Source organism: Bacillus sp. NP247, from assembly GCF_018966865.1.
Classification (GTDB): domain Bacteria; phylum Bacillota; class Bacilli; order Bacillales; family Bacillaceae_G; genus Bacillus_A.
This window is the reverse complement of record NZ_CP076653.1, coordinates 1953711-1978779: the sequence shown is the minus strand read 5'-3', so window position 1 is coordinate 1978779 and position 25069 is coordinate 1953711. Positions and strand designations below refer to the sequence as shown.

Sequence of the window (25069 nt, the reverse complement as noted above, 5' to 3'; positions counted from 1 at the left end):
GATTTTAAGGGGAATTCTTAAAATCACTATACCGTTAAAATACTGTATAACCATATATTAATTTTTATGGTTTTTTATTACAAGTCTATTTAGTTATGTTTATTTTTGTTATAATTAATATAGAAATAAAGAAATGTTTAACCTTATGTATCATTTATTAAACTAAAATTTACGACCATCTAATAAACTCCCTTCTTTTTTTTGAAGGGAGTTTTTCTGTTTAAGCAAGTAACTCTGATGCGGTGTGCTGAAGGACTTCGTCATATTGGTCAAGTAAGCCACGGAAGATCTCATCCCAGCTTTTTGAATTTGCATAAGACGAAGCCACTATTCCCATTTGCATAAGTTGCTCTTCGTTTTGCAATAAAGAATAAATGGAGGATAGAAATGAATCCGCATTTTTGGGCAGACAAAGAACTCCAGTTTTTCCATCTATAATAATATTTTTAACCCCACCACTATTTGCACCAATGACAGGTGTACCACATGCCAGTGATTCAAGTACGACGTTCCCAAATGTTTCAGTAGCTGATGGAAATACCATTAAGTCGGAAGAAGCATAAGCTTCAGCTAAATCCTCACCTTGTAAATATCCAGTAAAGGTTACATTTGTTTTTGGCACATTTTCACGCAAAGTTTTTGCAAGAGGACCGTCTCCAGCGATGAGCCAATGAATATCGCTCCGAGCATGTGTAGTTTTAACAATAAGATCTTGCAATGTATCAATATCTTTTTCAGGAGCAAGGCGTCCGACGTAGGAAAGAATATATTTCGCTGTAATATTATATTTTTTTCGGAATAGGTCTTTATTGTAAGTTGGATGAAAGAGAGTGCAATCTACACCACGTCCCCAAATATAGAGGGCCTGAAATCCTTTTTTCTTTAATTGATGTAATGTTTCAGGAGAAGGAACAAAGTTTTTTTGCATATGACTATGAAACCAACTTAAATAGTTCCATAGCATGTTAGAGAGGAATTCGATTTTGTAATAGCGTAAATAGGCGTCGAAATCAGTATGATAAGAACCGACAACAGGGATGTTCAACTTTTTTGCATAATACAATCCACAAAGTCCCATGTTGAAAGGTGTGGCAATGTGAATGATATCAGGTTTAAAGGCAAGAAGTTCCCGTTTAATACGAGGAGTAGGAAAAGAAAAGCGACATTCTGGATATAATATTGTTAACGGGATACTTCTCATTTTGTTCACATTCGCTACGAAATTATCTTCTGCCGTATGCTGGGGGGCGAAAACAGAATAGGCGATATTTTCTCTTTGAAAATATTTAGTTAAACGTTCCAAAGTTTTCGCCACACCGTTGACTTGTGGTGTAAATGTATCGGTAAAAATGGCGACTCTCATCATATCGCTCCTTTACATGAGTGGAATGAGTTGATAAAAAGAGATGATGCCAGAGCAAGTGCCAAGGCACATGCCTACAAATACATCTGACGGATAATGAAGCCCTAAATAAATACGGGAAATACCGACGCATAGCGCTAGTGGGAATAGAAAAGCAAGCAAGCTTGGATTATAGCAAATAAATGGAATGAGGACAGAGAAAACAGCCGTTGTATGTCCGGATGGAAAAGAATGATCTTTTAATGGATGTACTGGATATTTCGCATCCTGAATTGTCAAATAAGGACGTTTTCGTGGATACCATCTTTTTAATATTTGCACAGGAATATGGCTAATTGTTAAAGAAATAGCAGTTGCAATTGCAGCTTGATGCAAATTCCCTGTTGCGAAAATTAAAAAGAAAAGTGTGAGTGCAATGGAGAAGGTAGCACCACCGATATGGGTAATATTGCTGAAAAAGATGTTTAATGTTTTTTGATCAAAGTAGCGATTAATTCCTTTGAAAATGTAACATTCTATTTTATATAGTCCACTGACCTTCATGAGATTTTTCCTCCCTCATTTACATATATATGGAGTTATTAACTTCTATTTTAATAAGATTTTATTGAGGGAATAATAATGTTTTGTAAAGAAAAAGTTAGATTTTTTCATAAAGTGAAACTATAATCAGTGGGGGTTTTGTTCATCCCCCACTGATTATTAGCCTTCACCAATCGGGCGTTTACGGGCAGCCCGACTCCCACCTAACTTCTTTGCTCCATCCGAATTTTGAGGTGGGGGTTTTACTGCCCACAAATAGCGGGGTAAAAAAAGCTGCCAGTCTTATGGCAGCGATAAAATCATTTTTGTAACGATTTATAATATTGTCCTTTTTCAACGTATTGTGTGCGGATACGTTCCATATCTCTACGGTCTTCTTCTGTTAATTCACGAATGACCTTAGCAGGACGACCGAAAGCTAACGTATTAGGAGGGATTTTCTTTCCTTGTGAAACGAGACTACCAGCACCGATGAAAGCTCCTTCACCAATTTCAGCACCATCTAATATAATGGATCCCATTCCAATTAAAGCATCTTTTTCAATTTTGCAGCTATGTAAAATAACTTGATGCCCAACGGTAACATCATCTTCTAAAATAAGAGGATACTGGGGGCTTTGGTGAAGTGTACATTGATCTTGTACATTTACTCTATTTCCAATTATCGTTGGTGATACATCACCGCGGATGACTGTATTAAACCAAATGCTAGATTCGTCGCCAATTGTCACATCGCCTGTAATGGTAACATAGTCAGCGATAAAAGCACTACTCGCAATTTTCGGATTTTTTTCTTTGTAAGGATATATCATGTAAAGCCTTCCTTTCCTAGAGACTAGTTTTAGTGTATCAAATTATGAAAAAGAGTGAAATGGGGGAGTTTCGTATGTGGAACTATGAAGCGGAGGAAGCGAAAGCCGTCATTATTATAGTGCATGGTGCTATGGAATATCATGGGCGTTATGAAGCAGTTGCAGAAATGTGGAATCATATCGGTTATCACGTCGTTATGGGGGATCTTCCAGCACACGGAACAACTTCAAGAAATAGAGGACATATCGATTCATTTGATGAATACATAGAGGAAATAAAGTTATGGGTGAAAGAAGCAAGAAAATATAGATTGCCTATTTTTTTATTTGGTCATAGTATGGGAGGACTTGTCGTTATTCGTATGATGCAAGAAACGAAAAGAGAGGACATAGATGGGATTGTATTAAGCTCGCCTTGTTTAGGAGTATTGGCTGCACCTTCCGCTCCGATTCGTGCTGCTTCAAAAATATTAAATGTCGTTGCTCCAAAATTGCAATTTGCAACGAATCTTACTGTAGAAATGTCAACGCGGAATCATGAGGTTAGAGATGCGATGGAGAATGATTCATTGTTCTTGCGCAAAGTATCAGTGCGTTGGTATAGTGAATTAATTAAGTCTATCGAGATTGCTCATGAGAAAATAGTTGATTTTCCAGATGTTCCGCTCTTGCTAATGCAGGCATGTGAGGATAAACTTGTAGATAAAACACGTGTCCGTACATGGTTTGATAATGTTAAAATGAATGATAAGGCGTATAAAGAATGGCCGAATTGTTATCATGAGTTATTAAATGAGTATGAGCGTGATGAAATTTTGAATTATATTCAGTCATTTACTGAAATTCATATCAATAATATAGTAAAAACAAACAAATAAATCATTATTTGTACATTTAACAGAGGAGATGAAGGAAGAAGTGAACGTACCGAGTAATCCCATAACGCTCATGGCGAAAGTATACCGTGATGTGTTTCCGGTTGTACACCATGAGCTAGCGATGTGGAAAGAGCGTGCCTACCATATTCCGAATGACGAGCTTCATAGTCAGGCAATCGCAAGTATTGAGAATAAAACGTTTCATTGCGAGGGCGGTGGCATTTTAGCGCTGCTAGCAAATGAACATCGAGAGGAATGTATTCGTTTTATCGTAGCTTATCAAACGATTAGCGACTATTTGGATAATTTATGTGACCGTAGTACATCACTTGATCCGAAAGACTTTGCGGCTCTTCATGAGTCGATGGTAATGGCATTAAGTCCTGAAGTTGAAGGAGGCGGTAATTATTATCGTTATCGTGATGATCAAGATGATGGTGGTTATTTAGATGAGCTCGTTGAAACATGCCAAGATGTTTTAAAGAAAACGAAGCATTATGATAAAATTGCTCCTGTTCTTCATGAGCTTGCTTGTTATTATTGTGATTTGCAAATTCATAAACACGTGAAATTAGAAGAAAGAGAACCACGTCTGAAAACATGGTTTGAAGCGCATAAAGAAAACTTACCACAGATGAGTTGGTTTGAGTTTTCAGCATGTGCAGGTTCTACGCTTGGAATTTTCTGTCTTGTAGCATATGCATTTCATGATGAATTACATGATGAAGATATTGCGAAAATTAGACAAGGATACTTTCCTTACGTTCAAGGACTTCACATCTTACTTGATTATTTCATCGATCAAGAAGAAGATCGTATAGGCGGGGATTTGAATTTCTGTAGTTATTACGAAAACGAGCAAGCTATATTAGATCGTATGAAACATTTTGTAGAAGAAGCAGAGAAGAGTATTGGTGATTTACCTCATGCGAAGTTTCATCGTCTCATAAGCCGAGGATTACTTGGTATTTATTTATCAGACCAAAAAGTGTCAGCACAAAAGAATATGCACAAAATGGCACGGCGCATTGTAAAATACGGAGGGCTCACTTCACGATTCTTCTACTGGAACGGGAAGATGTACCGAAAGAAAATGGCGCAGTGATGAAGAAAACCACTCATGTAGAGTGGTTTTCTTTTTATCCCGCTATTTGTGGGCAGTAAGACTCCCACCTCAAAATTCGGCGAATGCGAAGGAGTTAGGTGGGAGTCGGGCTGCCCGTAAAAGCCCGATTGGTGAAGGCTAATAATCAGTGGGAGATGGACAAAATCCCCACTGATTAAAGTTTCACTTTATTATGATCGTATTTTTGAAAATACATATATAAGAAGTTCAATCGCGAAAATAACTAAAACAGATAGTCCGAATAAAGGCATGACAGCACCTAGTATAACCATAATGATAATGAAAGCGAATAAGCTCTTCTTATCTTTTTGCTTTGGAGGTGCTGCTAATTTGCCTTTCGGTTTTCTTGCTAACCACATTTTTATTCCGTAATAAATGAGAAGTAATAAAGATAGCGTTGTTAGTAAGCATAATATTTTATTAGGCCAACCGAATAAATGTCCTTCGTGAAGCGGGATACCGTAAGTGAACCATTGTGCAAATAATCCATAATCACGATAGTCCGTTTTTGAAATTAGTTCTCCGCTATATTGATCAAAGTAAGCTGTTATTTCTTCATTTGGTGCTACGTGCATACCTGTAATACCAGAACCGCTCGATTTAGAAACAGTGAATACACCTTTTGGATCAGTCGGTAGTGAGATAACGTATGGCTTCTTTATTTCAATTCCTTTTTGCAATTCATCAACTGAAATTGCTTTTGGCTCATTTGAATTAGATTCAGGAGGAGCTTCTTTTCTTGTTGCCCACGGCAATTCTTTTACCTTCGATTCAGGCGGTGCCATATACAACTTTGGATATCCGAGCGATTCATTCGACGATGCAATTTTATAAATTTGGTTACCCATAAACCCTGACCACGGCAATCCAGATGCGACTAACAAAACGAGAGGAATTGTAAATATAATACCGATAATAGAATGACGTCGTTTTGCCTTTTCTCGCTTATTGGATGCTGGTGTGTTCTTGAATTGGCGTATACTCATATACAACCCAGTCACAATTAAAAAGATTGTCCAGCACGCTGCAAGTTCTACTAAATAGTTGACGACAGTTCCACCAACTAAAAGGGAACTATGTAATTCTCGCATAATATTTGCGAACGTTTCATCTGCATTTTGATCCCCAGCAATTTGGTTGTTGCTGTCTAAATAAACATATTTCTGCGTTCCTGTATATTCATTTGCGATTGTAAGTCTCGTATTATAATCCCCATTAAACTCACTAATTTTCGCCACACTATAATGCGGATATTTTTTCTCTGTTAATGAAATAGACTCAGACATCGAAATCGTTTCTGTTTGGGCGCTCTTCCCAAAATATAAATCTTTATAGATAAAATCCTCAACTTCTTCCCGAAATAAATACCCAATTCCGCTCAGTGACAAAGTAATAAGAAGCGGCGTAATAAAAAGCCCAGCATAAAAATGCCAACGCCAAAAAATGTAATGAAGCGAACGATTTTGTTTCATACTTCAGTTCCCCTAACCTTCCCTATATGAATAAACTACTTATTTAATATAGCGAGATTAAGTGTGATTACTTTGAAAGAATTGTGAAAAAAGTTAAAAGTTTTGGGGATTTTTATCAAACACAAAACACATTTCAAAAGGGATGTGTTCTATGTTTATGAAGACCTTTTTATATTTGATGCATACATCCTAACAACTGCTTTCGCAAGACATTGAGCGGAATCAACAAAGTCCTCACTCACCACCACATTCAAATCGGTACATGCGATAATAGCGGTATCTACTTCGTCTTTTAACTGTAAAACGAGCACACTCCATAATTTGCGAGCTTCCTCAATTTCTCCGCCTTTAATACAAGAAATAATTTGATTAATCATTTCTTGCCATTGTTCATTATGAACGTACTCTATATTACGTTTTGCAATCCCATCTTGATAAATACCTGCTTGAACAGTCGCTTCTGTTGCGATAATAGCGACTCTTTTTGTATTTTCAGGAATTGCTTTTAACGTCTCATCGACTATATTCAAAATAGGAATGGTAATAGAACGCTGTAATTCCTCGAAATAAAGATGCGCTGTATTGCAAGGCATAGCGATAAAGTCTACACCAGTACTTTCAAGTTTTTGTGCTCCTTCAATAATCGCTTTTTTCATCGCCTCGTGATCAATAGGGCGATCCATGTAAAACGGTGTTGGGCAAGAGTAAATCATCATATGAGGAAAGTCCATATCATGCTTTGCTCCATATATTTGTTGGCACCCTGCTACAACTGTATCGACGAATGGCCCAGTTGATTTTGGTCCCATTCCTGCTAGTATTCCGATCATTGTTTAGTCCCCTTTACATAATATATATCCATTATATAGGAGGATAAGAAAAAGACGTACACCCGTTGCACGTCTTTTTTGTTATGTTTTGTCGATATATTATCGTTTCTCAATCGCCACAATAAATGGCGGGTTATTTTGTTGGTTAATGAAGCCGTATCGCAGTACGTGAGCTTGTTTTTGGTCTAGTTCTTCTGCAAATTTGAGCACAGCGTCGCGTTCTACTTGTCCTTCTGGATGTCCGTGGTAAATAACAAGGACGATGATACCTTCTGGTGCCATTACGCCTAGTAATTGTTCGATAGCCGAGATTGTTGAGTTCGGTTTTGTGACGATATGTTTGTCACCGCCAGGAAGGTAACCTAAGTTGAAGATGGCTCCTGTTACTTTTCCCCTTGCATCTTCTGGTAATACGGATAAAAGTGTATCGTGACTATCGTGAACTAAAATAGTGCGTTCGAAAAGGTCTTTTTCTTTTAGGCGGATAGTAGAACTTTCAATTGCTTCTTTTTGAATATCAAATCCAAATACTTTTCCATTATCTCCAACGATTTCAGCTAGGAAGCAAGTGTCATGTCCATTGCCGAGTGTTGCATCTACAGCGTAATCGCCTTCTTTAACTGCCGTTTGCAGAAGCGAGCGAGCAAACGGTAATACACGTTCTAATTTCATTTTTGTTTCTCCTCATTTGCATATTTTCCTTGCCAGCTTCCGCGGCGTACAAATTCTGCATCGATGGAATTTAATACTTCCCATTTATTTAAGCTCCACATTGGGCCGATCATTAAATCAGGTGGACCGTCACCTGTGATGCGGTGCACAATTACGTCTTCTGGAATAATCTCAAGTTGGTCAACAACGAGACTTACGTAATCTTCAAGAGAAAGGAATTCTAATTGTCCTTTTTCATATTGCTTTACCATTGGCGTTCCTTTTAATAAATGAAGTAAATGAATTTTAATTCCTTGTACGTCAAGTTTTGCAACTTCACGAGTTGTTTCCATCATCATGTCGTAATCTTCAAGGGGCAGACCGTTAATAATATGAGAGCAAACTCTAATGCCGTGCTTGCGTAATTTATTTACACCTTCTACATATGATGGATAATCGTGAGCGCGATTAATAAGATTTGCAGTACGTTCATGAACAGTTTGTAGTCCGAGTTCAACCCAAAGGTACGTGCGTTTATTTAAGTCCGCTAAATATTCAACAACATCGTCTGGTAAGCAATCTGGACGAGTTGCGATAGAAAGACCGACAACGTCTTTTTCTGCTAGAAGCGGTTCGAATTTTTCTTTTAACACTTCAAGTGGTGCGTGTGTATTTGTGTATGCTTGGAAATAAGCGATACATTTTCCATCTTTCCACTTTGAGCGCATTTTTTCTTTCATTTCATGATATTGCGTTATAACATCATCGCGGCGATCGCCAGCGAAGTCACCAGATCCAGCAGCACTACAAAACGTGCAGCCGCCGTAAGCAACTGTACCGTCACGGTTCGGGCAATCAAAGCCAGCATCTAATGAAACTTTAAAGATTTTTTCACCAAATTCATTTCGTAAGTGATAATTCCATGTATGATAACGTTTATTGTCGTTTGTATATGGAAAAGGGTTTTGAACCTTCATTACTTTCCCTCCTAAGACGAGTCAAAATGAAACAAAATCCATTATAACATACTCATAAGGTTCATATGGAAGGGACACACTAAAGGGGAATTGAAGCAAGGAGGGACAATTATGGCAGAGCGTCAATCACTTGAATCGTATATTACACAAGCGGAACAAGCGGTGGAATATGCGAAAGAACAATTAGACCTTGGCACGAGACAAGAGCATTACAATACGATGGAGTATTCAGATGCGCAGTTGCAATTAGAGCAAGCATATAATGATTTACAAACGATGCAACAACATGCGAATGATGAGCAACGTGAGCAGTTAAATAGAGCACGTATGGCAATTCGCCAACTGCAACATCAAATGATTATTACACCGCACTAATAAGGAGTGAATGTAATGGCGAAACGTTCAGATCAAAATAATCCAGAGCAAAAAACACAAAATGGACATAACGCTGAATTTTCAAATGAACTTGATCCGGTTGTTCAAGTGAAACAGCGTAATAGTAAAAAAGGACAACCTCAAAAATCGAAGCAATCAGAGTAAACCAGGTCGCAATATGACCTGGTTTTATTTTGCTCTGCAAACGTTCGATTAGTGCGAGATGGACTGCTTCCACACTGATTTTATATTTTACTATATAACAATAATGTAAGATTTCTGTAAGGTTTGTCGATAGTTGTAAGCTTACTTTTCCAGTAAAGTAAGGGAGGATTTAATTTAGGACAAGGAGTTGCATTATGGGGAACAATATTACAAACAAACGAATTGATGAGTTAGATTACATTCGTGGCTTCGCATTACTGGGGATTATTTTAGTAAATATTCTTGCACTACTTAATATTAAAATTCCAGATCCTAATACAGTGGATGCGAGTTATCAAAGATTTCTATACTTATTTGTAGAAGGTCGTTTCTTCTCAATCTTTTCCTTCTTATTTGGAGTAGGATTCTATATCTTTATTTCAAGAGCGATTGCAAAAGGGAAAAATGGCTATGTTTTATTTTTACGCCGTGTAGTTGCGCTATTTATTTTTGGCTACATTCATCAAATGTTTCAACCCGGAGAAGCGTTAACGCTATATGCAATTTACGGGTTAATCGTTTTACCGTTTTATAAAGCGAAAAAAGAAGTGAACTTAGTAATCGGTCTTATTTTGACAATTACCTTTAGTGTACTTGCTGCGAAAGAATTTTTACCGCTAGGTTTAATTTTATTAGGTCTTGCTGCAGGACAATATCGTGTATTTGAAAATCTTTCAACGAAAATAAAACAAGTTGCTATTTTTACAGGCGTTATGTTTGTTTTAAGTGTGGTAGCTGTATGGTATCAATATGGGCATGTTCCTGCTGAGCCATTTATAAATATGATACTTGAGAATGAGGATGGGACAGTTGATGCCGCAATGCAGTTCTTAAAAATTGGTGTTACAGTTGGACCAATCATTTCAGCTTTCTATGTTGGAGCATTAATTTTACTACTTCAATTAAAATCAGTTCAAATATTGTTAGCGCCACTGAAATACTACGGTCGTATGGCTTTAACAAATTATATCGGACAAACTGCAATGATTTTAATTGCAGGAAGTGTATTTAACTTTGCAGGAAACTTAACGTACATGCAGACGTTATACGTATGTATTGCAATTTACGCAATTCAAATTGTGTTTAGCGTAATTTGGATGAAAATCTTTAAAATGGGTCCACTAGAATGGATTTGGCGTGTTATTACGTATTGGACGGTAACACCTTTAAAGAAATAAAGATAGAAAGGGCTGTTCCATAAACGGAACAGCCCATTTTTTATTGTCATCTTTTGTCGGTAAGTCGATATTCCTTGTCGCATAGCCGATAAAATTTCATTTATCAATGAAGGAAGTGAATTTATTTAAAATGAAAAAGCTTACCTTACAAGCGCACCTTTTTTATATTACAAAAGTGTAAGGTAAATGTAATGTTAACAAATAGCAGTTCACCTCTAAAAGGCGCAAAATAGGTAATGGAAAAACAAGTGTAGGAGGATATATATGACGAAACCAGTTGTAGACGTGAAAAACGTTCAAAAAGTGTACGGTAAAAAAGGTGAGAACCAATCACACGCGTTAAAAGGTGTTTCATTCTCAATTCAAGAGGGTGAGTTTGTTGGCATTATGGGACCTTCTGGTTCTGGTAAAACGACATTGTTAAATGTAATTTCAACGCTTGATAAGGCGACAGGTGGCGTTGTTGAAATTGCAGGAACGGATATTACGAAAATGAAGCAAGGTGAGCTTTCTGATTTCCGCTCACAAAAGTTAGGATTCATCTTCCAAGACTTCAACTTATTAGAGAACTTATCTATTTATGAGAACATTGCACTTCCACTTTCACTTCAAGGTGTCCCATCACGTAATATTGGTCCGAAAGTAGAGAAAGTAGCGGATATGTTAGGAATTTCAGAAATACTTCAAAAGTATCCAACTGAAGTATCTGGAGGACAGAAACAGCGTTCGGCAGCAGCGCGTGCACTTGTGCATGAGCCTGCAATTATTTTAGGGGACGAGCCAACAGGAGCTCTTGATTCTAAAAATGCAGCAAGTTTACTTGATGCGATGACAAACTTAAATGAAGAACAAGGCGTATCTATTATGATGGTTACGCATGATCCATATAGTGCAAGTTACTGTCAGCGTATTTTATTCATTCAAGATGGTGAGCTATATAAAGAAATTCATCGCGGTGGTACACGTGAAGAGTTTTATAAAGAAATTTTAGATGTGCTTGCAGACTTAGGCACACAAAAAGCGTAAGAAAGGAGACTTTGGCATGTTATTCAAACTTTCCATGTCAGGGCTAAAAAGTAAGCTGAAAGATTATATCGTCTTACTTGTCGGTCTTGTCATGTCGATTTCAATTTTTTATATGTTCCAAACGTTAGCGCTGAATAAAGCATTTATTGAATCTAATTCAGTGATTAAGTCTATCGGATTTGTATTCCAAGCAGGTTCATTTTTATTAGCAATAATAACCTTCTTCTATATTTTATATGCGAACTCTTTCTTATTATCTCTTCGTCAAAAAGAGTTTGGTATGTATATGATGTTAGGAGCAAAAAAGCATAAAGTTACATTACTTATGTTTATTGAAACAGTCGTATTAGGTGCTGCGTCTCTTGCGATTGGACTTACAGTTGGTGTAGGACTTGCAGAAGGTATCGGTCAGTTATTAATGAAACAACTCGAATTTGCGGGTGAAGGCTATAAAGCATTTTATCTGCCATCTATGACTGTTACTTGCATCTTCTTCTTTGCACTATTTGTATTATCAGCAATTATGAACAGTATTAAGTTATCACGCATTTCTGTATTACAACTTGTACATGCAGATGCACAAACAGAACGTGTTGCAGTAAAAGGAAAAATGACAGGTTTAGTTGCATTCCTTGCGGTTATTTTATTAGGCATTGGCTATGCATCAATGATTTATATGGACAAACTAAGAGAAATGGGAATCCTTATTGCATTAATTACAACAACAGCTGGTACTTACATGCTATTTGGATCGCTTCTTCCGGTTATTATTAAAAAGTTAAAAAGTAATAAAAAACGAAGCGAAAAAGGGCTTAACGCTTTTACTTTTGCACAATTAAACTTCCGTATTAATAGTTTAACGAAAGTGCTTGCGACAGTAGCAATGTTAGTTGCTCTTGGAGCTGGTGCAATTTCAGGTGGTATGGCGTTTAAAAATAACGTTATAAAAATGGTCGATGGTTTAGTAATATATGATTCAGTTGTTCATAATCCTACAGCTGAAGAAAAGAAAATTTTAGATGGTATTCCATTTAAAGAGAAAAATGAATATCGTTACAAAGTTGACGATAAATACGTTTACTATGTAAAAGAAGATTTAGAGAACAATCGTCCTTTAGTAAAAGATATGGCAAATATGGAATCGATGAAGGATTTAGTAAATACGAAAAAAGTTTCAGAGGAACTACCAGTAGGTGCAGTTTCTAGAGAAATGAATGAAAAAGATGCGAAAGCTAAAGAACTTCCAGGAGAATGGGTTGATGCTTTTAGTACAATCCAGCCATATTATATATACGAAGATCATGCAATTAAAATTGTAGATCAAAAAATGTACGATGGGATAAATGGTAAAGAAGGTATAGCATTTATCGGAAAAACAGATGATTTCTTAACATATACAAAAGAATGGAAAAAACTTGACGAGTTGCAACTAGATAAATATAAAAATGTAACAGCTGAAAGAATGAACAGTAAATATCAATCTTATGATATGTTTTACGGCGTTGCGAGTGGAACAGTATTTATGGGCTTCTTCCTTGGAATTGCTTTCTTAGCGATGATGGCAAGTTGCTTAATGTTTAAAATTCTGTCTGGTGCATCAAAAGATATTACGCGTTATCAAATGCTTCGTAAAATCGGTGTGCGCCGTGAATTATTAACAAAATCTATTTATAAAGAGTTATTCTTAGTATTCCTATTCCCGGCAATTGTGGGTATTGCTCACGTATTAGTTGGTATGAATATTTTCGGTTTCATTTTAGTTGATCCGTATTTCCGTATTTGGGTACCGATTGTAATTTTCGTAGTCATTTATGCGATTTACTACTTCATTACAGTTCAATTATATAAAGGAATTGTTCTTCCAAAAGAGGACTAATAACAAAAATACCGAGCATAGGGCGCTCGGTATTTTTGTTATTTTCAGAAAAAAATAATAAAAAAACGTTGATATGTTACTTAATTATGTTATAGAATATAATTAAGTAACATAAACTAAATGTATAAAGTAGCAGGAACTGAAAGGAGGAATCTAACTTGAAGAAAGAAGATGGATCTTTATTTGAAGTTATAGGTATAGCGCTAAGGTCCAAAGAAGTTTTACTATTTTCATTTTTATCCCTCGTTATTTTTCTAACCGCAACGTATTTTTACAATAGTAAGTTTCCAAATCATAAATATCCAGAATTTTTAGGTGCATTAAAGTATATCGCTCCAATTGTATAGCGTAAAAAATTTAAAAGGAAATGGATAATACATGGAATTCCCATAGCATGATAAGGTAAAATGGACAACATGATGAGAAAATTACCGTTCATAAGATGAGGAGAATACATGTATGGAAGTTGTAGAGGCATTAAAAAATATAAGCCAAATTGAGGCTATGAAAAAATATTTAAAAGAGCATTCACAGCGAGATTATCTTTTATTTGTTATTGGAATTAACACAGGTTTAAAAATTACTGAACTACTGAGTATTAAATTTGAAGATGTATTAAATGAAGATGGAACCGTTAAAGAGTTTTATTCTCTTCCTGTGAAAGATGAAAAGTTTAAACAAGATATTTATTTAAATACAAAAATAAAAGAAGCGCTTTTAGAGTACGTACAATCTATTGACGTTAAAAGAGAAAACTACGTATTTCAATCTAATAAAACGACAAATTCAATTACGCGTCAACAAGCTTATCGTGTGATTCATAACGCTGCGGAAGCAGTTGGAATTCTTGGAAAGATTGGAACGAACTCAATGAGAAAAACATTTGGGTTTCACGCGTACAAAAGAGGAATAGCGATTGCGCTGTTGCAAAAACATTTTCATCACGCGACCCCATCAGAAACGCTCAAGTATTTAGGGATATCAAAAGATGAAAAGTTTAAAACAGAGATTGATGTAGATTTGTAAAAGGAAAGAGCCGTAACTAAAAAAATTAGGAGGCGGGAATATGAACATTAGAGAGAGTGAACTACCAGGCATTGGATGTAAATTTGAAGTGATAACAAAAGGTAATGAAAAAATGGTTATTGTTATTCACGATGATGGAAGAAGGGAAATGTATCATTTTGATGCCGATCATGATGAGAGTATTTCAAGCATTTCTCTTCGCGATTCTGAAGCGAGGCAAATTGCGGCTATATTAGGCGGGATGGTCTATAGGCCACAAGCGTTAGACACGATTGAGATGGCTTTTGAAGGATTATCAATTGAGTGGTTTAAAATAGAAAATAACGCACCAGTGGTTCAGAAAACAATTGGTAGTTTAAGTGTTAGAAAAACATATAACGTAACAATCATTGCTATTTTGAAAAAGAATATGAAGAAATTTTTCAATCCAGGTCCAGATTCTATCATTGAAGCTGGCGATATGCTCGTATTATCGGGTGAAAGACATGAAGTGAAGAGAATTATTAATGAGTTGCTTTCAGCGGGAGGTGACTCATAACCGATGGATACTTTAGTCTTTGAAGTTGGAACTGCGTTAGTATTAGTAGCTTTTGCAGCAATCCTCGCTGCAAAGTTAAAGTTCTCGATTATTCCGTTTCTCATTATACTCGGTATGCTAGTGGGGCCTCATGCCCCAGATTTAGGGCTTATCGATTTAAGGTTTATTGAAAGCGGAGAAGTTATTTCCTTCCTCGGCCGTGTTGGCGTCATATTCCTCCTATTCTATTTAGGTTTAGAATTCTCAATAAAGAAATTAATTAAATCAGGAAAGTCGATTGCTTTTGGGGGAAGTGTTCATATATCGCTTAATTTCATATTAGGTTTGCTTTATGGATATATAATGGGTTTCCCCTTATTAGAAACATTAATTATTGCAGGGATCATAACAATTTCCTCGAGTGCAATTGTTGCAAAAGTAATTGTTGATTTAAGAAGATCTGGTAATAAAGAGACTGAGCTAATTTTAGGAATCATTATGTTTGATGATATCTTTTTAGCTGTATATTTGTCAGTTGTTTCAGGATTAGTACTCGGAGGTGCAACGTCATTTGTAGGTGCTCTTACATCTGTTTTAATCGCAGTAGGGTATATGTTACTATTCTTTATAATCGCTCGAAAAGCTACGCCGTTCCTAAATAAAGTATTAGATATTTCGTCTAATGAAATTTTTATTATCGTGATATTCGCTATTTTATTCTTTGTGGCTGGTTTTTCAGAAACGATTCATGTTGCTGAGGCGATTGGGGCTTTATTGTTAGGACTCGTCTTTTCAGAAACAGAGCATAGTGATCGAATCGAGCATCTCGTCGTCCCGTTTCGTGATTTCTTTGGAGCTATATTTTTCTTCAGCTTCGGTTTAAGTATAGATCCGTTTTCGCTTGGAGGAGCAGTATGGTTGGCATTAGGAGCAGTTTTCATTACTCTCATCGGTAATTTTATCGCTGGAATGGCTGCGGGACGTAAAGCAGGGTTATCACATAAGGCATCTACGAATATCGGATTAACGCTTGTATCACGAGGTGAATTCTCCATTATTGTCGCGAATATTGGAATTGCGGGCGGCTTAATGGCAACGATTAAACCATTCTCAGCTCTATACGTTTTAATATTGGCATCGTTAGGTCCTTTATTAACGAAGGAGTCTGGGAGAATATATTCCTTACTAGACAAAATATTTAAATGGAGTGCTAAAGAACGTGCAAAAAGTAAAAAGGAAGTCGGGTAACTCTATAAGGGAACGATTCCATTATTTATAGATTAAAATGTTACAAATAGGATTAGAATAAATTCTAATCGTATTTGTGCTATTATCTGAATTTCATCAACTATTAATCAGTTGCCTTCCTATTTAAAAACGACTACAATTTTACTGTTATATATATGAACGAAAAAAAGAGAATAGGAGGGGAGACTATGCCAAGGAAAGTATGGCTATTAGTAGCTGGGATGATTATTAATGTCACGGGTGCTTCTTTTTTATGGCCTTTTAATACAATTTACTTACATGATAGTTTAGGGAAATCTTTATCAGTAGCCGGAATGGTATTAATGATCAACTCGCTTACTGGTGTAATCGGAAACTTGCTCGGCGGTGTTTTATTTGATAAATGGGGCGGTTATAAATCAATTTTAGTAGGGATTGTCATTACACTCGTATCAATTTTAGGTCTTGTGTTCTTCCACGGATGGCCGTTATATGTTGTGTGGCTAGCATTAATCGGCTTCGGTTCTGGAATGGTCTTCCCATCGATGTATGCGATGGTTGGTACGGTTTGGCCAGAAGGCGGAAGACGAGCGTTTAATGCGATGTATGTTGGACAAAACGTCGGTATTGCAATTGGAACGGCATGTGGTGGTTTAGTTGCATCGTATCGTTTTGATTATATTTTCTTAGCGAACTTTATTTTATACTTTGTTTTCTTCTTAATTGCTTTTATTGGATTCCGTGGTATGGAAGATAAAAAAGAGTCAGGAGTGCAAAAGGAAATCGAAACGAAAAAAGGGTGGACGCTTACACCTGGATTCAAAGCACTTCTTATTGTGTGTGTAGCATATGCTTTATGCTGGGTTACATACGTACAGTGGCAAGGTGCAATTGCAACGCATATGCAAGAATTAAATATTAGCCTTCGTCACTATAGTTTATTATGGACGATAAACGGAGCGATGATTGTTTGTGCGCAGCCGCTCGTTAGTATGCTAATTCGCTGGATGAAGCGTTCTTTAAAGCAACAAATTATGATTGGAATTATCATTTTTGCGGCGTCGTTTATTGTTTTAAGTCAAGCGCAGCAATTTACGATGTTTCTCGTTGCGATGGTGACATTAACAATTGGTGAATTATTCGTATGGCCGGCAATTCCGACCATTGCAAATATACTTGCGCCGAAAGATAAGTTAGGATTTTATCAAGGCGTTGTAAATAGCGCAGCGACTGTAGGGAAAATGTTCGGACCGGTCGTTGGCGGAGCGATTGTTGACTTATACAATATGGAAGTATTGTTTATTGCGATCATGGTAATGCTTGTAGTAGCACTTATTGCAACGAGTATTTATGATAGACGAGTAAAAGTAGAAGAAACAGTTGAAGAAAAAATTGCAGTTTAGTTTGACGGAACATGCAACATGTTTTAGAATATATTTAATTAACTCATATTTGTAATAACAGTGAGAAGGAGTAGTAGTAATAGAAGCTGGTTTAGAGAGTTGACGGTCGGTGCAAGTCAATCCACGTTTCGTTATGAACTCGCCTTTGAGTTGCAGTTGTGAAATCATTAGTAGCAATTGCCGTTAATCCACGTTACGGATCTAAGCGAATGTATTTATTACATTAATTTAGGGTGGTACCGCGGGAATCTATAACCTCTCGTCCCTTTCTAGGGATGAGAGGTTTTTTGTATTTTGGGCGGTGAAAATAAATGGAATTTCAAGGAGGGTATCTCATGAGCTTTAATCATCAAGAAATTGAGAAGAAGTGGCAAGGTCATTGGGAGGAGAATAAAACATTCCGTACGCCAGATGAGACGGAAAAACCAAAATTTTATGCACTAGATATGTTCCCATATCCATCAGGTGCAGGCTTACACGTAGGGCATCCAGAAGGATATACAGCGACAGATATTTTATCTCGTATGAAGCGTATGCAAGGGTATAACGTTCTTCATCCAATGGGATGGGATGCATTCGGTCTTCCAGCAGAGCAATATGCACTTGATACTGGAAACAGCCCAGCAGAATTTACAGAGCTTAATATTAATACGTTCCGTAATCAAATTAAAGCATTAGGTTTCTCTTACGATTGGGATCGTGAAGTAAATACAACAGATCCAACCTACTACAAGTGGACACAATGGATCTTCCTAAAACTATTTGAAAAAGGTTTAGCTTACGTTGATGAAGTACCTGTAAACTGGTGCCCAGCACTTGGTACAGTACTTGCGAATGAAGAAATAATTGACGGTAAGAGTGAGCGTGGTGGACATCCAGTTGAGCGTCGTCCGATGAGACAGTGGATGTTAAAAATTACAGCTTACGGAGATCGTCTATTAGAAGATCTAGATGAGCTTGATTGGCCAGAAAGCTTAAAAGACATGCAACGTAACTGGATCGGTCGTTCTGAAGGTGCAGAAGTACACTTCAACATCGATGGTACAGATGAGAAATTCACAGTTTTCACAACGCGTCCTGATACACTATTTGGTGCAACATACTGTGTACTTGCTCCAGAGCATGCGCTTGTTGCTGAAATTACAACTGCAGAACAAAAAGAAGCTGTAGAAGCTTACATTAATTCTGTAAAAATGAAGAGTGATCTAGAGCGTACAGAACTTGCGAAAGAGAAAACTGGTGTATTCACTGGTGCTTACGCAGTTAACCCAGTAAATGGTGAGAAATTACCAATCTGGATCGCTGATTATGTTCTTGCAACTTATGGAACAGGTGCTGTAATGGCAGTTCCAGCTCACGATGAGCGTGACTATGAATTCGCATCAGTATTCAATCTTCCAATGAAGGAAGTTGTAAAAGGCGGAGACATTACGAAAGAAGTGTACACAGGTGATGGTGCACACGTAAACTCAGCATTCCTTGATGGATTAAATAAAGAAGAAGCAATTGTGAAAATGATTGAATGGCTTGAAGTAACAAGTGCAGGAAATCAAAAAGTAACGTACCGTCTACGTGACTGGTTATTTAGCCGTCAACGTTACTGGGGTGAGCCAATTCCAGTAATCCATTGGGAAGATGGCACAATGACAGCTGTGAAAGAAGAAGAATTACCATTAGTTCTTCCGAAAACAGAAAACATCCGTCCTTCAGGTACAGGTGAATCACCACTTGCAAATATTGAAGAGTGGGTAAATGTTGTTGATCCTGAAACTGGTAAAAAAGGTCGTCGTGAAACAAATACAATGCCACAATGGGCTGGTAGTTGCTGGTACTACCTACGCTACATCGATCCAAACAATAACGAAGCACTTGTAGATCCTGAAAAAGTAAAACAATGGCTTCCAGTTGATATTTATATCGGCGGAGCAGAGCACGCTGTACTTCACTTACTGTATGCTCGTTTCTGGCATAAAGTATTATATGATATCGGTGTAGTTCCAACGAAAGAACCGTTCCAACAATTGTTCAACCAAGGTATGATCTTAGGTGAAAATAACGAGAAAATGAGTAAATCAAAAGGTAACGTTGTAAATCCTGATGATATTGTAGCAAGCCACGGTGCAGATACACTTCGTCTATACGAAATGTTCATGGGACCATTAGATGCTTCAATCGCTTGGTCTGAAAATGGTCTTGACGGAGCTCGTCGTTTCCTAGACCGTGTATGGCGCCTATTCATTCAAGATAATGGTGAATTAAGTGAGAAAATCACTGATGCACCAAATAAAGAGCTTGAAAAAGCTTACCACCAAACAGTGAAGAAAGTAACAGAAGACTATGCAGAGCTTCGCTTCAACACAGCGATTTCTCAAATGATGGTATTCATCAACGATGCATACAAAGCTGAGACACTTCCGAAAGAATATGTAGAAGGTTTCGTGAAAATGATTGCACCAGTTGCACCTCATATCGGGGAAGAACTTTGGAGCAAGCTTGGATACAATGAAACAATCACATATGCAAGCTGGCCAACATTTGATGAGTCTAAACTTGTAGAAGATGAAGTTGAAATCGTTGTTCAAATCATGGGCAAAGTTCGTGCAAAATTAACAATGAGTAAAGACGCATCAAAAGAAGAAATGGAACAACTTGCACTTGAGGAAATCAAAGAACAAATTGAAGGAAAAACAGTTCGTAAAGTAATTGTCGTTCCTGGTAAACTTGTTAACGTTGTTGCAAACTAATTAATTATTAATAAAAGCTCAGAGCGTTTATGCTCTGAGCTTTTTTATGTGAAAAATAATCTCAGGATCACCTTCATCTAAGTTTTCGATCATTCCACTACGCATAAATCCATTCGCTTTAAAAACTTTTTGCATATTTGTATTCGATTCGTTCGTTGAAGAAAATATTTTTTGAGTAGGAAAATGCCTTAACATATATGAGATTAATGAGCTTGCATGACCTTGTCTTCTTTTCGTTGGCGAAACAATGATTAATGAGAGGAAAGTAGAACCAAAGAAATTTGTATCGTATGTTAGAAAACCAGAAATGGAATTGTCCTCTTTTGCAATTATGCAGTTTCCTTCATCGATAGCATGTTTAATATAATTTCGTCTACTATCGTCTCCGATTACAGCGACATCTATATGTAAGATTGAATCTAAATCATCAATTGAAGCTTTTGCTACGTTCTCCAACGAAAACGCCTCCTTTGAAAAAAATAATCAGTTAATTTAGTTTATCATGAATGAAGAACGAAGAAAAAGGTGCGGAATTCCCATATAGACAAACACCTATTCTTCTATAGGAAATATGATAAAAAAGGTAGGTTAAATTGAGCAGAAGAGGTGAAAGGAATGAAAGGGATGGACAATAATGCACCACATAGTTTCTTCGGAGGTGGATCGGATAGTTATGGACAAATGATGTTCATGGGCGGAGATGGTCAACACGGATATGGCGGAATCCCAAGTTGGATGGGAGGAGATGGTCAACACGGATATGGTGGAATCCCAAGTTGGATGGGAGGAGCAGCTGGAGGATTTCCGACGTCAGTGGCTGGAGCACAGACAGGAATTCCGACATTGGTAGGAGGAGCACAAGGAGGAGTGCCTGTAGGCATGCCAACTACATTTCCATCTTTCGTAGGAGGAGCACAAGGAGGAGTACCTGTAGGTATGCCAACTACATTTCCATCTGTTGTGGGAGGCGTACAAACAGGATTTCCTGTAACAACTGGCGTCGGTGTTGTAGCTGGTGTCGGCGGCGTTCCTCAAGGTGTTCACGGTCATCATGTGCACCACGGTCATCATCAACATCATGGCCATCAACAGCATCACGGTCATCATATGCACCACGGTCATCATCAACATCATGGCCATCATCAACAGCACCATGGTCATCAACAACAAGTACATCACCAAGGCCACCACCAAATTCATCCGCAGGCTGTTCTTTATCAAACTCATCAAACTCATCATGGTCACCACGGTCAACATCATCACCACGGTCAACATCATCACCACGGTCAACATCATCACCACGGTCAACAGCACCACCACGGTCAACATCATCACCAAGGCCACCATCAGCAACAAGTACATCACCAAGGTCATCATCAAATTCACCCGCAGGCTGTCCTTTATCAAACTCATCAAGGTCAACACCATCACCAAGGCCAACATCATCACCAGGGTCAACATCATCACCAGGGTCAACATCATCACCAAGGTCAACACCATCACCAAGGTCAACACCATCACCAAGGCCAACACCAACATCAAGGTCAACAACAACATCAAGGTCAACAACAATACCAACAGTATCAGCAGCAACAACAGCCTTGGGCAGGTGGAATTGGAGCAGGAACGGCAGCAGGAGCAGCAGCTGGTACTGCAGGAGCAGCTGGACACGCGGGACACGTGGGTCATTAATAGGCCAAAGGAAAAAAGACATAATAAAAAACTGCTAGGAGATCCTAGCAGTTTTTTTCCGCCTCTTGACGTTGGCGTTCAATTTCCGCACGAAGTTGTGGTTCCGGTGCTTGCCATCCTTCTGGTTTCATAATTTTGCCGTCGCCCTCGCGGAATCGAGGCTTTCCATCAGGGAATAGTTTTGCCATGTTAGCATTGTTTACAATTTCGAATCCTTTATCTGGACGTACGCCCATTTCTGCAAACGTTCCGAATGCAAAGTAAATAAGGTCAATAAGTGCATCATATTGATCTTCAACAGTTGTGGCTTCTAGAAATTCTTCTAGCTCTTCTTGCATAAAGCTAGCACGAATTTTTGCACGCTCTTCTGTTAGTTTTGTTGGAGTACTTGTCACAGGATGTCCGAATTCTTCATGCATTTTTGCAACAAGTTCGTATCCTTTATCTAAACCTTTTTCGTTTGTCATGTTGTTTCATCCTTTCTTACGTTATGCCGAATTTTATCCCGCATTAACGGGCAGTAAGACTCCCACCTCAAAAGTCGCAAATGCGAGGAAGCGAGGTGGGAGATAACTGCCCGTAAAAGCCCGATTGGTCAAGGCTAATAATCAGTGGGGAATGGACAAAATCCCCACTGATTAAAGTTTCACTTTATTGTAACATAAGGTAGTTATTAAATAAAAAGAACATCTTATGAGAAATAAGATGTTCGCTCGTTATTCTTCTTTCTTAATTAAAACGGATAAAATAAGATCGATGCCAAATATTCCGATGAGTAGCATTGGTATAACTACAAGTAAATAACGTGTGAAAGAAACATTTTTTAAGTATGTATGAGCAAATAAAAAGACGCCGAGAAATAAAATACCATTTAAAATAGGTTTTACTAATTTTTTAGACATAAGCTCCCCCGTGAATATCTTTTCTATCTATATTTGGTAATAAAAAACTCCTCTCTCCGTTGTATCATGCTGGAGAGAGGAGTTCAATCATTATCATTCAATTACACCAGAATTTGTAATGTTGACAGTGTATTTCACTTTAATTGGAACATCTTTATACATTTTTCGCCACTCTTCTAATTTGAATGAGCGATAATGTTCTTTATATCTTGCACCAAGGCCGAGCGGATCCACATTTAAAGATTTAAACTGTTTAATTAGTTTGTTAGCTGTTGCATCTAATTGTTTTTCAACCGATTTTTCTATTTTTTGTGTATTCTTTTTATTGTCTAAGTTGAACTGTTTAGATAGTTCTTGAATACGCGCTTCTAGTTTGACGTGTATGAAAAATGATGGTTTCCCGTTTTCTATATTTACTTGGTAAGTTGGGACGGATCGAATGTTATTAATGATTGTGTATCCAGAGTTTGCTTTAAATTCATGTGAATCTAATCGGTGTTTTTCCAATAAGCCTTTAAAGGCAAACATATCATGATAATTAATTTTGCCAATATATTTATCTCCTTTTAAAAGGCCGATGCCAGTAATTTTTATTTTATCTTTATCTTTTTTGAGAATTGGTAAATAGGAATCTTGGCCTTCACGATAATATCGATAGGCTCCTAGATGTAGATTGTCAGTAGGTAAAGGGCCTGTTTGCATATTATGGTCTAACATTTTCTTTATATAAATGGCAACGTTAGATGATGTTGTATATTTACCTTTTAGTAAGTCCATCCCAGTTCCTTCTAATAGACCGACATACATTGAGTTCCCGATGTTCACATCTCGAATTAATGTGTCAAAGGAAGTAGATAATCCTTTTTTAGCAATTCTTGTAGTAAATAGAGCAACACGCATTTGTCCGCTGGCAAATGGTTGAGAAGACTCTAAAGATGTGTCTGCTTTTACTTGTTTTACTGCGTTTCCTACTCCTTCAAAGACTTGAACTTTATTACCTTTTTTCTGTATAGGACAAACGAATGTGACTTTTACTTTATTATCTTTTGCTGTATCAAAAACAGTCCCTTGAATTAGGTTGACATCATCGATAATATTTTTTTGTAAGCAACCAGTTAGACTGAAGATGCTAATACAAGAAAGAAGAATTAATTTTCTTTTGATTTTTTCCATTTTCTTTTCACCCACACAATAATAAATAGAATTGGGATGTATATGTAAATAAGCCAAAAACTAACTTTTGATGCATTACTAATAAAATTATTAATATCATGTCTGTTCGTTAAAAGCTCTGAAACAATGAGGGTAATGAGCAAAAAAGTAATTAAAACACCTCTTTGTTTTACACGAAATACTTCGTGTGTTCCTCTTGTCGCAGCCCATAAAGGAAGAATGAAGCTTGTAACAATAACGAGAGCGTAAGCTGAGATTGCAATGTACTCTAGCCTTTCTATGAAAGGAAGTTGGATTACTTGGGTCATGGAAAGTTGTGACCATATTGTTTTTGATAATTGTTTTTCACTAAAAAACGAAAAAGCTAAAAGTGTACTAAATAAATATAGAAGGTTTGAAAATAGTGCTCCGTATTGAGCGAATTTATGAGATTGCTTAGGATTTTTCACAAATGGATAAATCATAAGATAAATCTCAAACCCTGTCATACTGTAGATTGACAGCTGGGCGGCTTTTAAAATATCTGAAAAAGAATGTGTGAAAATAGGTAGTAAATTAGGCCAATGTGAGTATTTCAAAACGAATAGGCTAAGAAATAAATATCCCAATGTACCACCAACAGAGATGACGCAAATACCAGTAATTACACGAAATCCAGAAGAAATAATGTAATAGCTAACTAAGCATAAAAAGAGTGTTAACATCCAAGTTGAAGCGGTAGGAAACATCCACACTTGAATAATTTCAACGTATGTTCGAATGACAGAAATGCTGACGGTTAAAAAATAGGCTATAAAGATGAGATTAATGCCGTTTCCTAGCCATTTTCCAAACGTTTGTCGCTGTAAATCAATTAAATTTCCATTTGTTTCTTTTAACAAGAAATACATCATCCATAGGAGAATATGAATGATGATCCCTGTGATGAGAACTCCTATCCAACCGTCATATCCAGCAGCCTTAGCAATAATACGGGCAAACCCAAGGACGCCGGCACCGAATTGTGCACCGTGAACTAAAAAGAAAACGAAGACGGGTGATATTTGGTGTTCTGCTTTAATTTTACTCATCGAT

General features: G+C 37.2%; 26 protein-coding genes and 1 other annotated feature. Of the genes, 14 read left to right on the top strand and 12 right to left on the bottom strand.

Annotated elements, in window-relative coordinates:
* Positions 1-220: 220 nt before the first annotated feature.
* The 3 genes from KPL75_RS10430 to KPL75_RS10420 all read right to left on the bottom strand — a co-directional run bounded on the left by KPL75_RS10430 (position 221) and on the right by KPL75_RS10420 (position 2718).
* Positions 221-1363 carry a glycosyltransferase family 4 protein gene (locus KPL75_RS10430; RefSeq protein WP_219920606.1) on the bottom strand — a complete coding sequence of 381 codons (1143 nt, stop codon included), beginning with the start codon at positions 1361-1363 and terminating at the stop codon, positions 221-223.
* Positions 1364-1375: 12 nt separating this feature from the next.
* Positions 1376-1906 (bottom strand): phosphatase PAP2 family protein, encoded by a 531-nt coding sequence (locus tag KPL75_RS10425; RefSeq protein ID WP_219920605.1) that lies wholly within the window; start codon positions 1904-1906, stop codon positions 1376-1378.
* A 299-nt stretch (positions 1907-2205) separates the two neighbouring features.
* Positions 2206-2718 (bottom strand): gamma carbonic anhydrase, encoded by a 513-nt coding sequence (locus tag KPL75_RS10420; protein WP_219920604.1) that lies wholly within the window; start codon positions 2716-2718, stop codon positions 2206-2208.
* Positions 2719-2792: 74 nt separating this feature from the next.
* Between KPL75_RS10420 and KPL75_RS10415 the strand changes: the two genes are divergently transcribed.
* On the top strand, positions 2793-3596 hold the full coding sequence (locus KPL75_RS10415; RefSeq protein WP_219920603.1) for an alpha/beta hydrolase: 804 nt from the start codon (positions 2793-2795) through the stop codon (positions 3594-3596).
* Between the two features lie 40 nt (positions 3597-3636).
* Positions 3637-4701, top strand: a complete 1065-nt coding sequence (locus KPL75_RS10410; RefSeq protein ID WP_199708958.1) for a tetraprenyl-beta-curcumene synthase family protein — start codon at positions 3637-3639, stop codon at positions 4699-4701.
* A gap of 191 nt (positions 4702-4892) precedes the next feature.
* Here KPL75_RS10410 and KPL75_RS10405 read toward each other — a convergent pair whose 3' ends face one another.
* From KPL75_RS10405 to KPL75_RS10390, 4 genes are all read right to left on the bottom strand, one after another.
* Entirely contained in the window at positions 4893-6194 is a 1302-nt protein-coding gene (locus tag KPL75_RS10405; protein WP_219920602.1) for a PepSY-associated TM helix domain-containing protein, read from the bottom strand.
* Between the two features lie 155 nt (positions 6195-6349).
* Positions 6350-7024, bottom strand: a complete 675-nt coding sequence (locus KPL75_RS10400) for an aspartate/glutamate racemase family protein (protein ID WP_219920601.1) — start codon at positions 7022-7024, stop codon at positions 6350-6352.
* 99 nt (positions 7025-7123) lie between these two features.
* On the bottom strand, positions 7124-7696 hold the full coding sequence (locus KPL75_RS10395) for a tRNA 5-(aminomethyl)-2-thiouridylate-methyltransferase MnmM (protein ID WP_219920600.1): 573 nt from the start codon (positions 7694-7696) through the stop codon (positions 7124-7126).
* A complete protein-coding gene (locus tag KPL75_RS10390; protein WP_002034421.1) occupies positions 7693-8652 on the bottom strand; it encodes a tRNA modification radical SAM protein MnmL/YtqA in 960 nt (319 codons plus the stop codon). Before KPL75_RS10390 ends, KPL75_RS10395 begins: the two co-directional genes overlap by 4 nt.
* A gap of 111 nt (positions 8653-8763) precedes the next feature.
* Between KPL75_RS10390 and KPL75_RS10385 the strand changes: the two genes are divergently transcribed.
* From KPL75_RS10385 to leuS, 11 genes are all read left to right on the top strand, one after another.
* Positions 8764-9027 carry a YtzC family protein gene (locus KPL75_RS10385; protein ID WP_219920599.1) on the top strand — a complete coding sequence of 88 codons (264 nt, stop codon included), beginning with the start codon at positions 8764-8766 and terminating at the stop codon, positions 9025-9027.
* A 15-nt stretch (positions 9028-9042) separates the two neighbouring features.
* Positions 9043-9192, top strand: a complete 150-nt coding sequence (locus tag KPL75_RS10380) for a hypothetical protein (RefSeq protein ID WP_001129344.1) — start codon at positions 9043-9045, stop codon at positions 9190-9192.
* Positions 9193-9386: 194 nt separating this feature from the next.
* A complete protein-coding gene (locus KPL75_RS10375) occupies positions 9387-10409 on the top strand; it encodes a DUF418 domain-containing protein (protein ID WP_219920598.1) in 1023 nt (340 codons plus the stop codon).
* A 264-nt stretch (positions 10410-10673) separates the two neighbouring features.
* Entirely contained in the window at positions 10674-11435 is a 762-nt protein-coding gene (locus KPL75_RS10370; protein ID WP_105585974.1) for an ABC transporter ATP-binding protein, read from the top strand.
* A gap of 16 nt (positions 11436-11451) precedes the next feature.
* Complete coding sequence (locus tag KPL75_RS10365) at positions 11452-13311, top strand: FtsX-like permease family protein (protein ID WP_219920597.1); 1860 nt, start codon at positions 11452-11454, stop codon at positions 13309-13311.
* 158 nt (positions 13312-13469) lie between these two features.
* Positions 13470-13658, top strand: coding sequence for a hypothetical protein (locus tag KPL75_RS10360; RefSeq protein WP_219920596.1), 189 nt, complete (start codon positions 13470-13472; stop codon positions 13656-13658).
* Positions 13659-13770: 112 nt separating this feature from the next.
* Positions 13771-14337, top strand: coding sequence for a tyrosine-type recombinase/integrase (locus tag KPL75_RS10355; RefSeq protein WP_219920595.1), 567 nt, complete (start codon positions 13771-13773; stop codon positions 14335-14337).
* A 40-nt stretch (positions 14338-14377) separates the two neighbouring features.
* Positions 14378-14875, top strand: coding sequence for a cation:proton antiporter regulatory subunit (locus KPL75_RS10350; RefSeq protein WP_002067641.1), 498 nt, complete (start codon positions 14378-14380; stop codon positions 14873-14875).
* 3 nt (positions 14876-14878) lie between these two features.
* Positions 14879-16102 (top strand): cation:proton antiporter, encoded by a 1224-nt coding sequence (locus KPL75_RS10345; protein WP_219920594.1) that lies wholly within the window; start codon positions 14879-14881, stop codon positions 16100-16102.
* Positions 16103-16290: 188 nt separating this feature from the next.
* Entirely contained in the window at positions 16291-17484 is a 1194-nt protein-coding gene (locus tag KPL75_RS10340) for an MDR family MFS transporter (protein WP_219920593.1), read from the top strand.
* A 51-nt stretch (positions 17485-17535) separates the two neighbouring features.
* Positions 17536-17754: a binding site (T-box leader), on the top strand.
* A gap of 65 nt (positions 17755-17819) precedes the next feature.
* On the top strand, positions 17820-20228 hold the full coding sequence (gene leuS / locus KPL75_RS10335; protein ID WP_219920592.1) for a leucine--tRNA ligase: 2409 nt from the start codon (positions 17820-17822) through the stop codon (positions 20226-20228).
* Positions 20229-20255: 27 nt separating this feature from the next.
* On the opposite strand, the gene KPL75_RS10330 is transcribed toward leuS, so the two are convergent.
* Positions 20256-20684, bottom strand: a complete 429-nt coding sequence (locus KPL75_RS10330) for a GNAT family N-acetyltransferase (RefSeq protein WP_219920591.1) — start codon at positions 20682-20684, stop codon at positions 20256-20258.
* Between the two features lie 159 nt (positions 20685-20843).
* Here KPL75_RS10330 and KPL75_RS27675 point away from each other — a divergent pair, with 159 nt between their 5' ends.
* Positions 20844-21920, top strand: a complete 1077-nt coding sequence (locus tag KPL75_RS27675; protein ID WP_309137451.1) for a VrrB protein — start codon at positions 20844-20846, stop codon at positions 21918-21920.
* Between the two features lie 44 nt (positions 21921-21964).
* Here the strand turns inward: KPL75_RS27675 and KPL75_RS10320 are convergent, their stop codons facing one another.
* The 4 genes from KPL75_RS10320 to KPL75_RS10305 form a co-directional block, all read right to left on the bottom strand.
* The gene (locus KPL75_RS10320; RefSeq protein WP_002034433.1) at positions 21965-22387 is read right to left on the bottom strand and encodes a pyrophosphohydrolase domain-containing protein; all 423 of its coding nucleotides are present in this window, start codon (positions 22385-22387) and stop codon (positions 21965-21967) included.
* A 249-nt stretch (positions 22388-22636) separates the two neighbouring features.
* Entirely contained in the window at positions 22637-22822 is a 186-nt protein-coding gene (locus KPL75_RS10315; RefSeq protein WP_002089083.1) for a hypothetical protein, read from the bottom strand.
* A gap of 93 nt (positions 22823-22915) precedes the next feature.
* A complete protein-coding gene (locus KPL75_RS10310; RefSeq protein WP_219920589.1) occupies positions 22916-23995 on the bottom strand; it encodes a Ger(x)C family spore germination protein in 1080 nt (359 codons plus the stop codon).
* Positions 23971-25065, bottom strand: coding sequence for a spore germination protein (locus KPL75_RS10305; protein WP_219920588.1), 1095 nt, complete (start codon positions 25063-25065; stop codon positions 23971-23973). Before KPL75_RS10305 ends, KPL75_RS10310 begins: the two co-directional genes overlap by 25 nt.
* Between the last annotated feature and the right edge of the window lie 4 nt (positions 25066-25069).

Coding starts and splice junctions, on each gene's coding strand:
- KPL75_RS10390 (WP_002034421.1), bottom strand. CDS start 8,652: ATGAAGGTTCAAAACCCTTTTCCATATACAAACGACAATAAACGTTAT.
- KPL75_RS10320 (WP_002034433.1), bottom strand. CDS start 22,387: ATGACAAACGAAAAAGGTTTAGATAAAGGATACGAACTTGTTGCAAAA.
- KPL75_RS10315 (WP_002089083.1), bottom strand. CDS start 22,822: ATGTCTAAAAAATTAGTAAAACCTATTTTAAATGGTATTTTATTTCTC.
- KPL75_RS10395 (WP_219920600.1), bottom strand. CDS start 7,696: ATGAAATTAGAACGTGTATTACCGTTTGCTCGCTCGCTTCTGCAAACG.
- KPL75_RS10385 (WP_219920599.1), top strand. CDS start 8,764: ATGGCAGAGCGTCAATCACTTGAATCGTATATTACACAAGCGGAACAA.
- KPL75_RS10350 (WP_002067641.1), top strand. CDS start 14,378: ATGAACATTAGAGAGAGTGAACTACCAGGCATTGGATGTAAATTTGAA.
- KPL75_RS10425 (WP_219920605.1), bottom strand. CDS start 1,906: ATGAAGGTCAGTGGACTATATAAAATAGAATGTTACATTTTCAAAGGA.
- KPL75_RS10345 (WP_219920594.1), top strand. CDS start 14,879: ATGGATACTTTAGTCTTTGAAGTTGGAACTGCGTTAGTATTAGTAGCT.
- KPL75_RS10355 (WP_219920595.1), top strand. CDS start 13,771: ATGGAAGTTGTAGAGGCATTAAAAAATATAAGCCAAATTGAGGCTATG.
- KPL75_RS10380 (WP_001129344.1), top strand. CDS start 9,043: ATGGCGAAACGTTCAGATCAAAATAATCCAGAGCAAAAAACACAAAAT.
- KPL75_RS10365 (WP_219920597.1), top strand. CDS start 11,452: ATGTTATTCAAACTTTCCATGTCAGGGCTAAAAAGTAAGCTGAAAGAT.
- leuS (WP_219920592.1), top strand. CDS start 17,820: ATGAGCTTTAATCATCAAGAAATTGAGAAGAAGTGGCAAGGTCATTGG.
- KPL75_RS10415 (WP_219920603.1), top strand. CDS start 2,793: ATGTGGAACTATGAAGCGGAGGAAGCGAAAGCCGTCATTATTATAGTG.
- KPL75_RS10405 (WP_219920602.1), bottom strand. CDS start 6,194: ATGAAACAAAATCGTTCGCTTCATTACATTTTTTGGCGTTGGCATTTT.
- KPL75_RS10340 (WP_219920593.1), top strand. CDS start 16,291: ATGCCAAGGAAAGTATGGCTATTAGTAGCTGGGATGATTATTAATGTC.
- KPL75_RS10305 (WP_219920588.1), bottom strand. CDS start 25,065: ATGAGTAAAATTAAAGCAGAACACCAAATATCACCCGTCTTCGTTTTC.
- KPL75_RS10420 (WP_219920604.1), bottom strand. CDS start 2,718: ATGATATATCCTTACAAAGAAAAAAATCCGAAAATTGCGAGTAGTGCT.
- KPL75_RS27675 (WP_309137451.1), top strand. CDS start 20,844: ATGAAAGGGATGGACAATAATGCACCACATAGTTTCTTCGGAGGTGGA.
- KPL75_RS10310 (WP_219920589.1), bottom strand. CDS start 23,995: ATGGAAAAAATCAAAAGAAAATTAATTCTTCTTTCTTGTATTAGCATC.
- KPL75_RS10400 (WP_219920601.1), bottom strand. CDS start 7,024: ATGATCGGAATACTAGCAGGAATGGGACCAAAATCAACTGGGCCATTC.
- KPL75_RS10430 (WP_219920606.1), bottom strand. CDS start 1,363: ATGAGAGTCGCCATTTTTACCGATACATTTACACCACAAGTCAACGGT.
- KPL75_RS10370 (WP_105585974.1), top strand. CDS start 10,674: ATGACGAAACCAGTTGTAGACGTGAAAAACGTTCAAAAAGTGTACGGT.
- KPL75_RS10375 (WP_219920598.1), top strand. CDS start 9,387: ATGGGGAACAATATTACAAACAAACGAATTGATGAGTTAGATTACATT.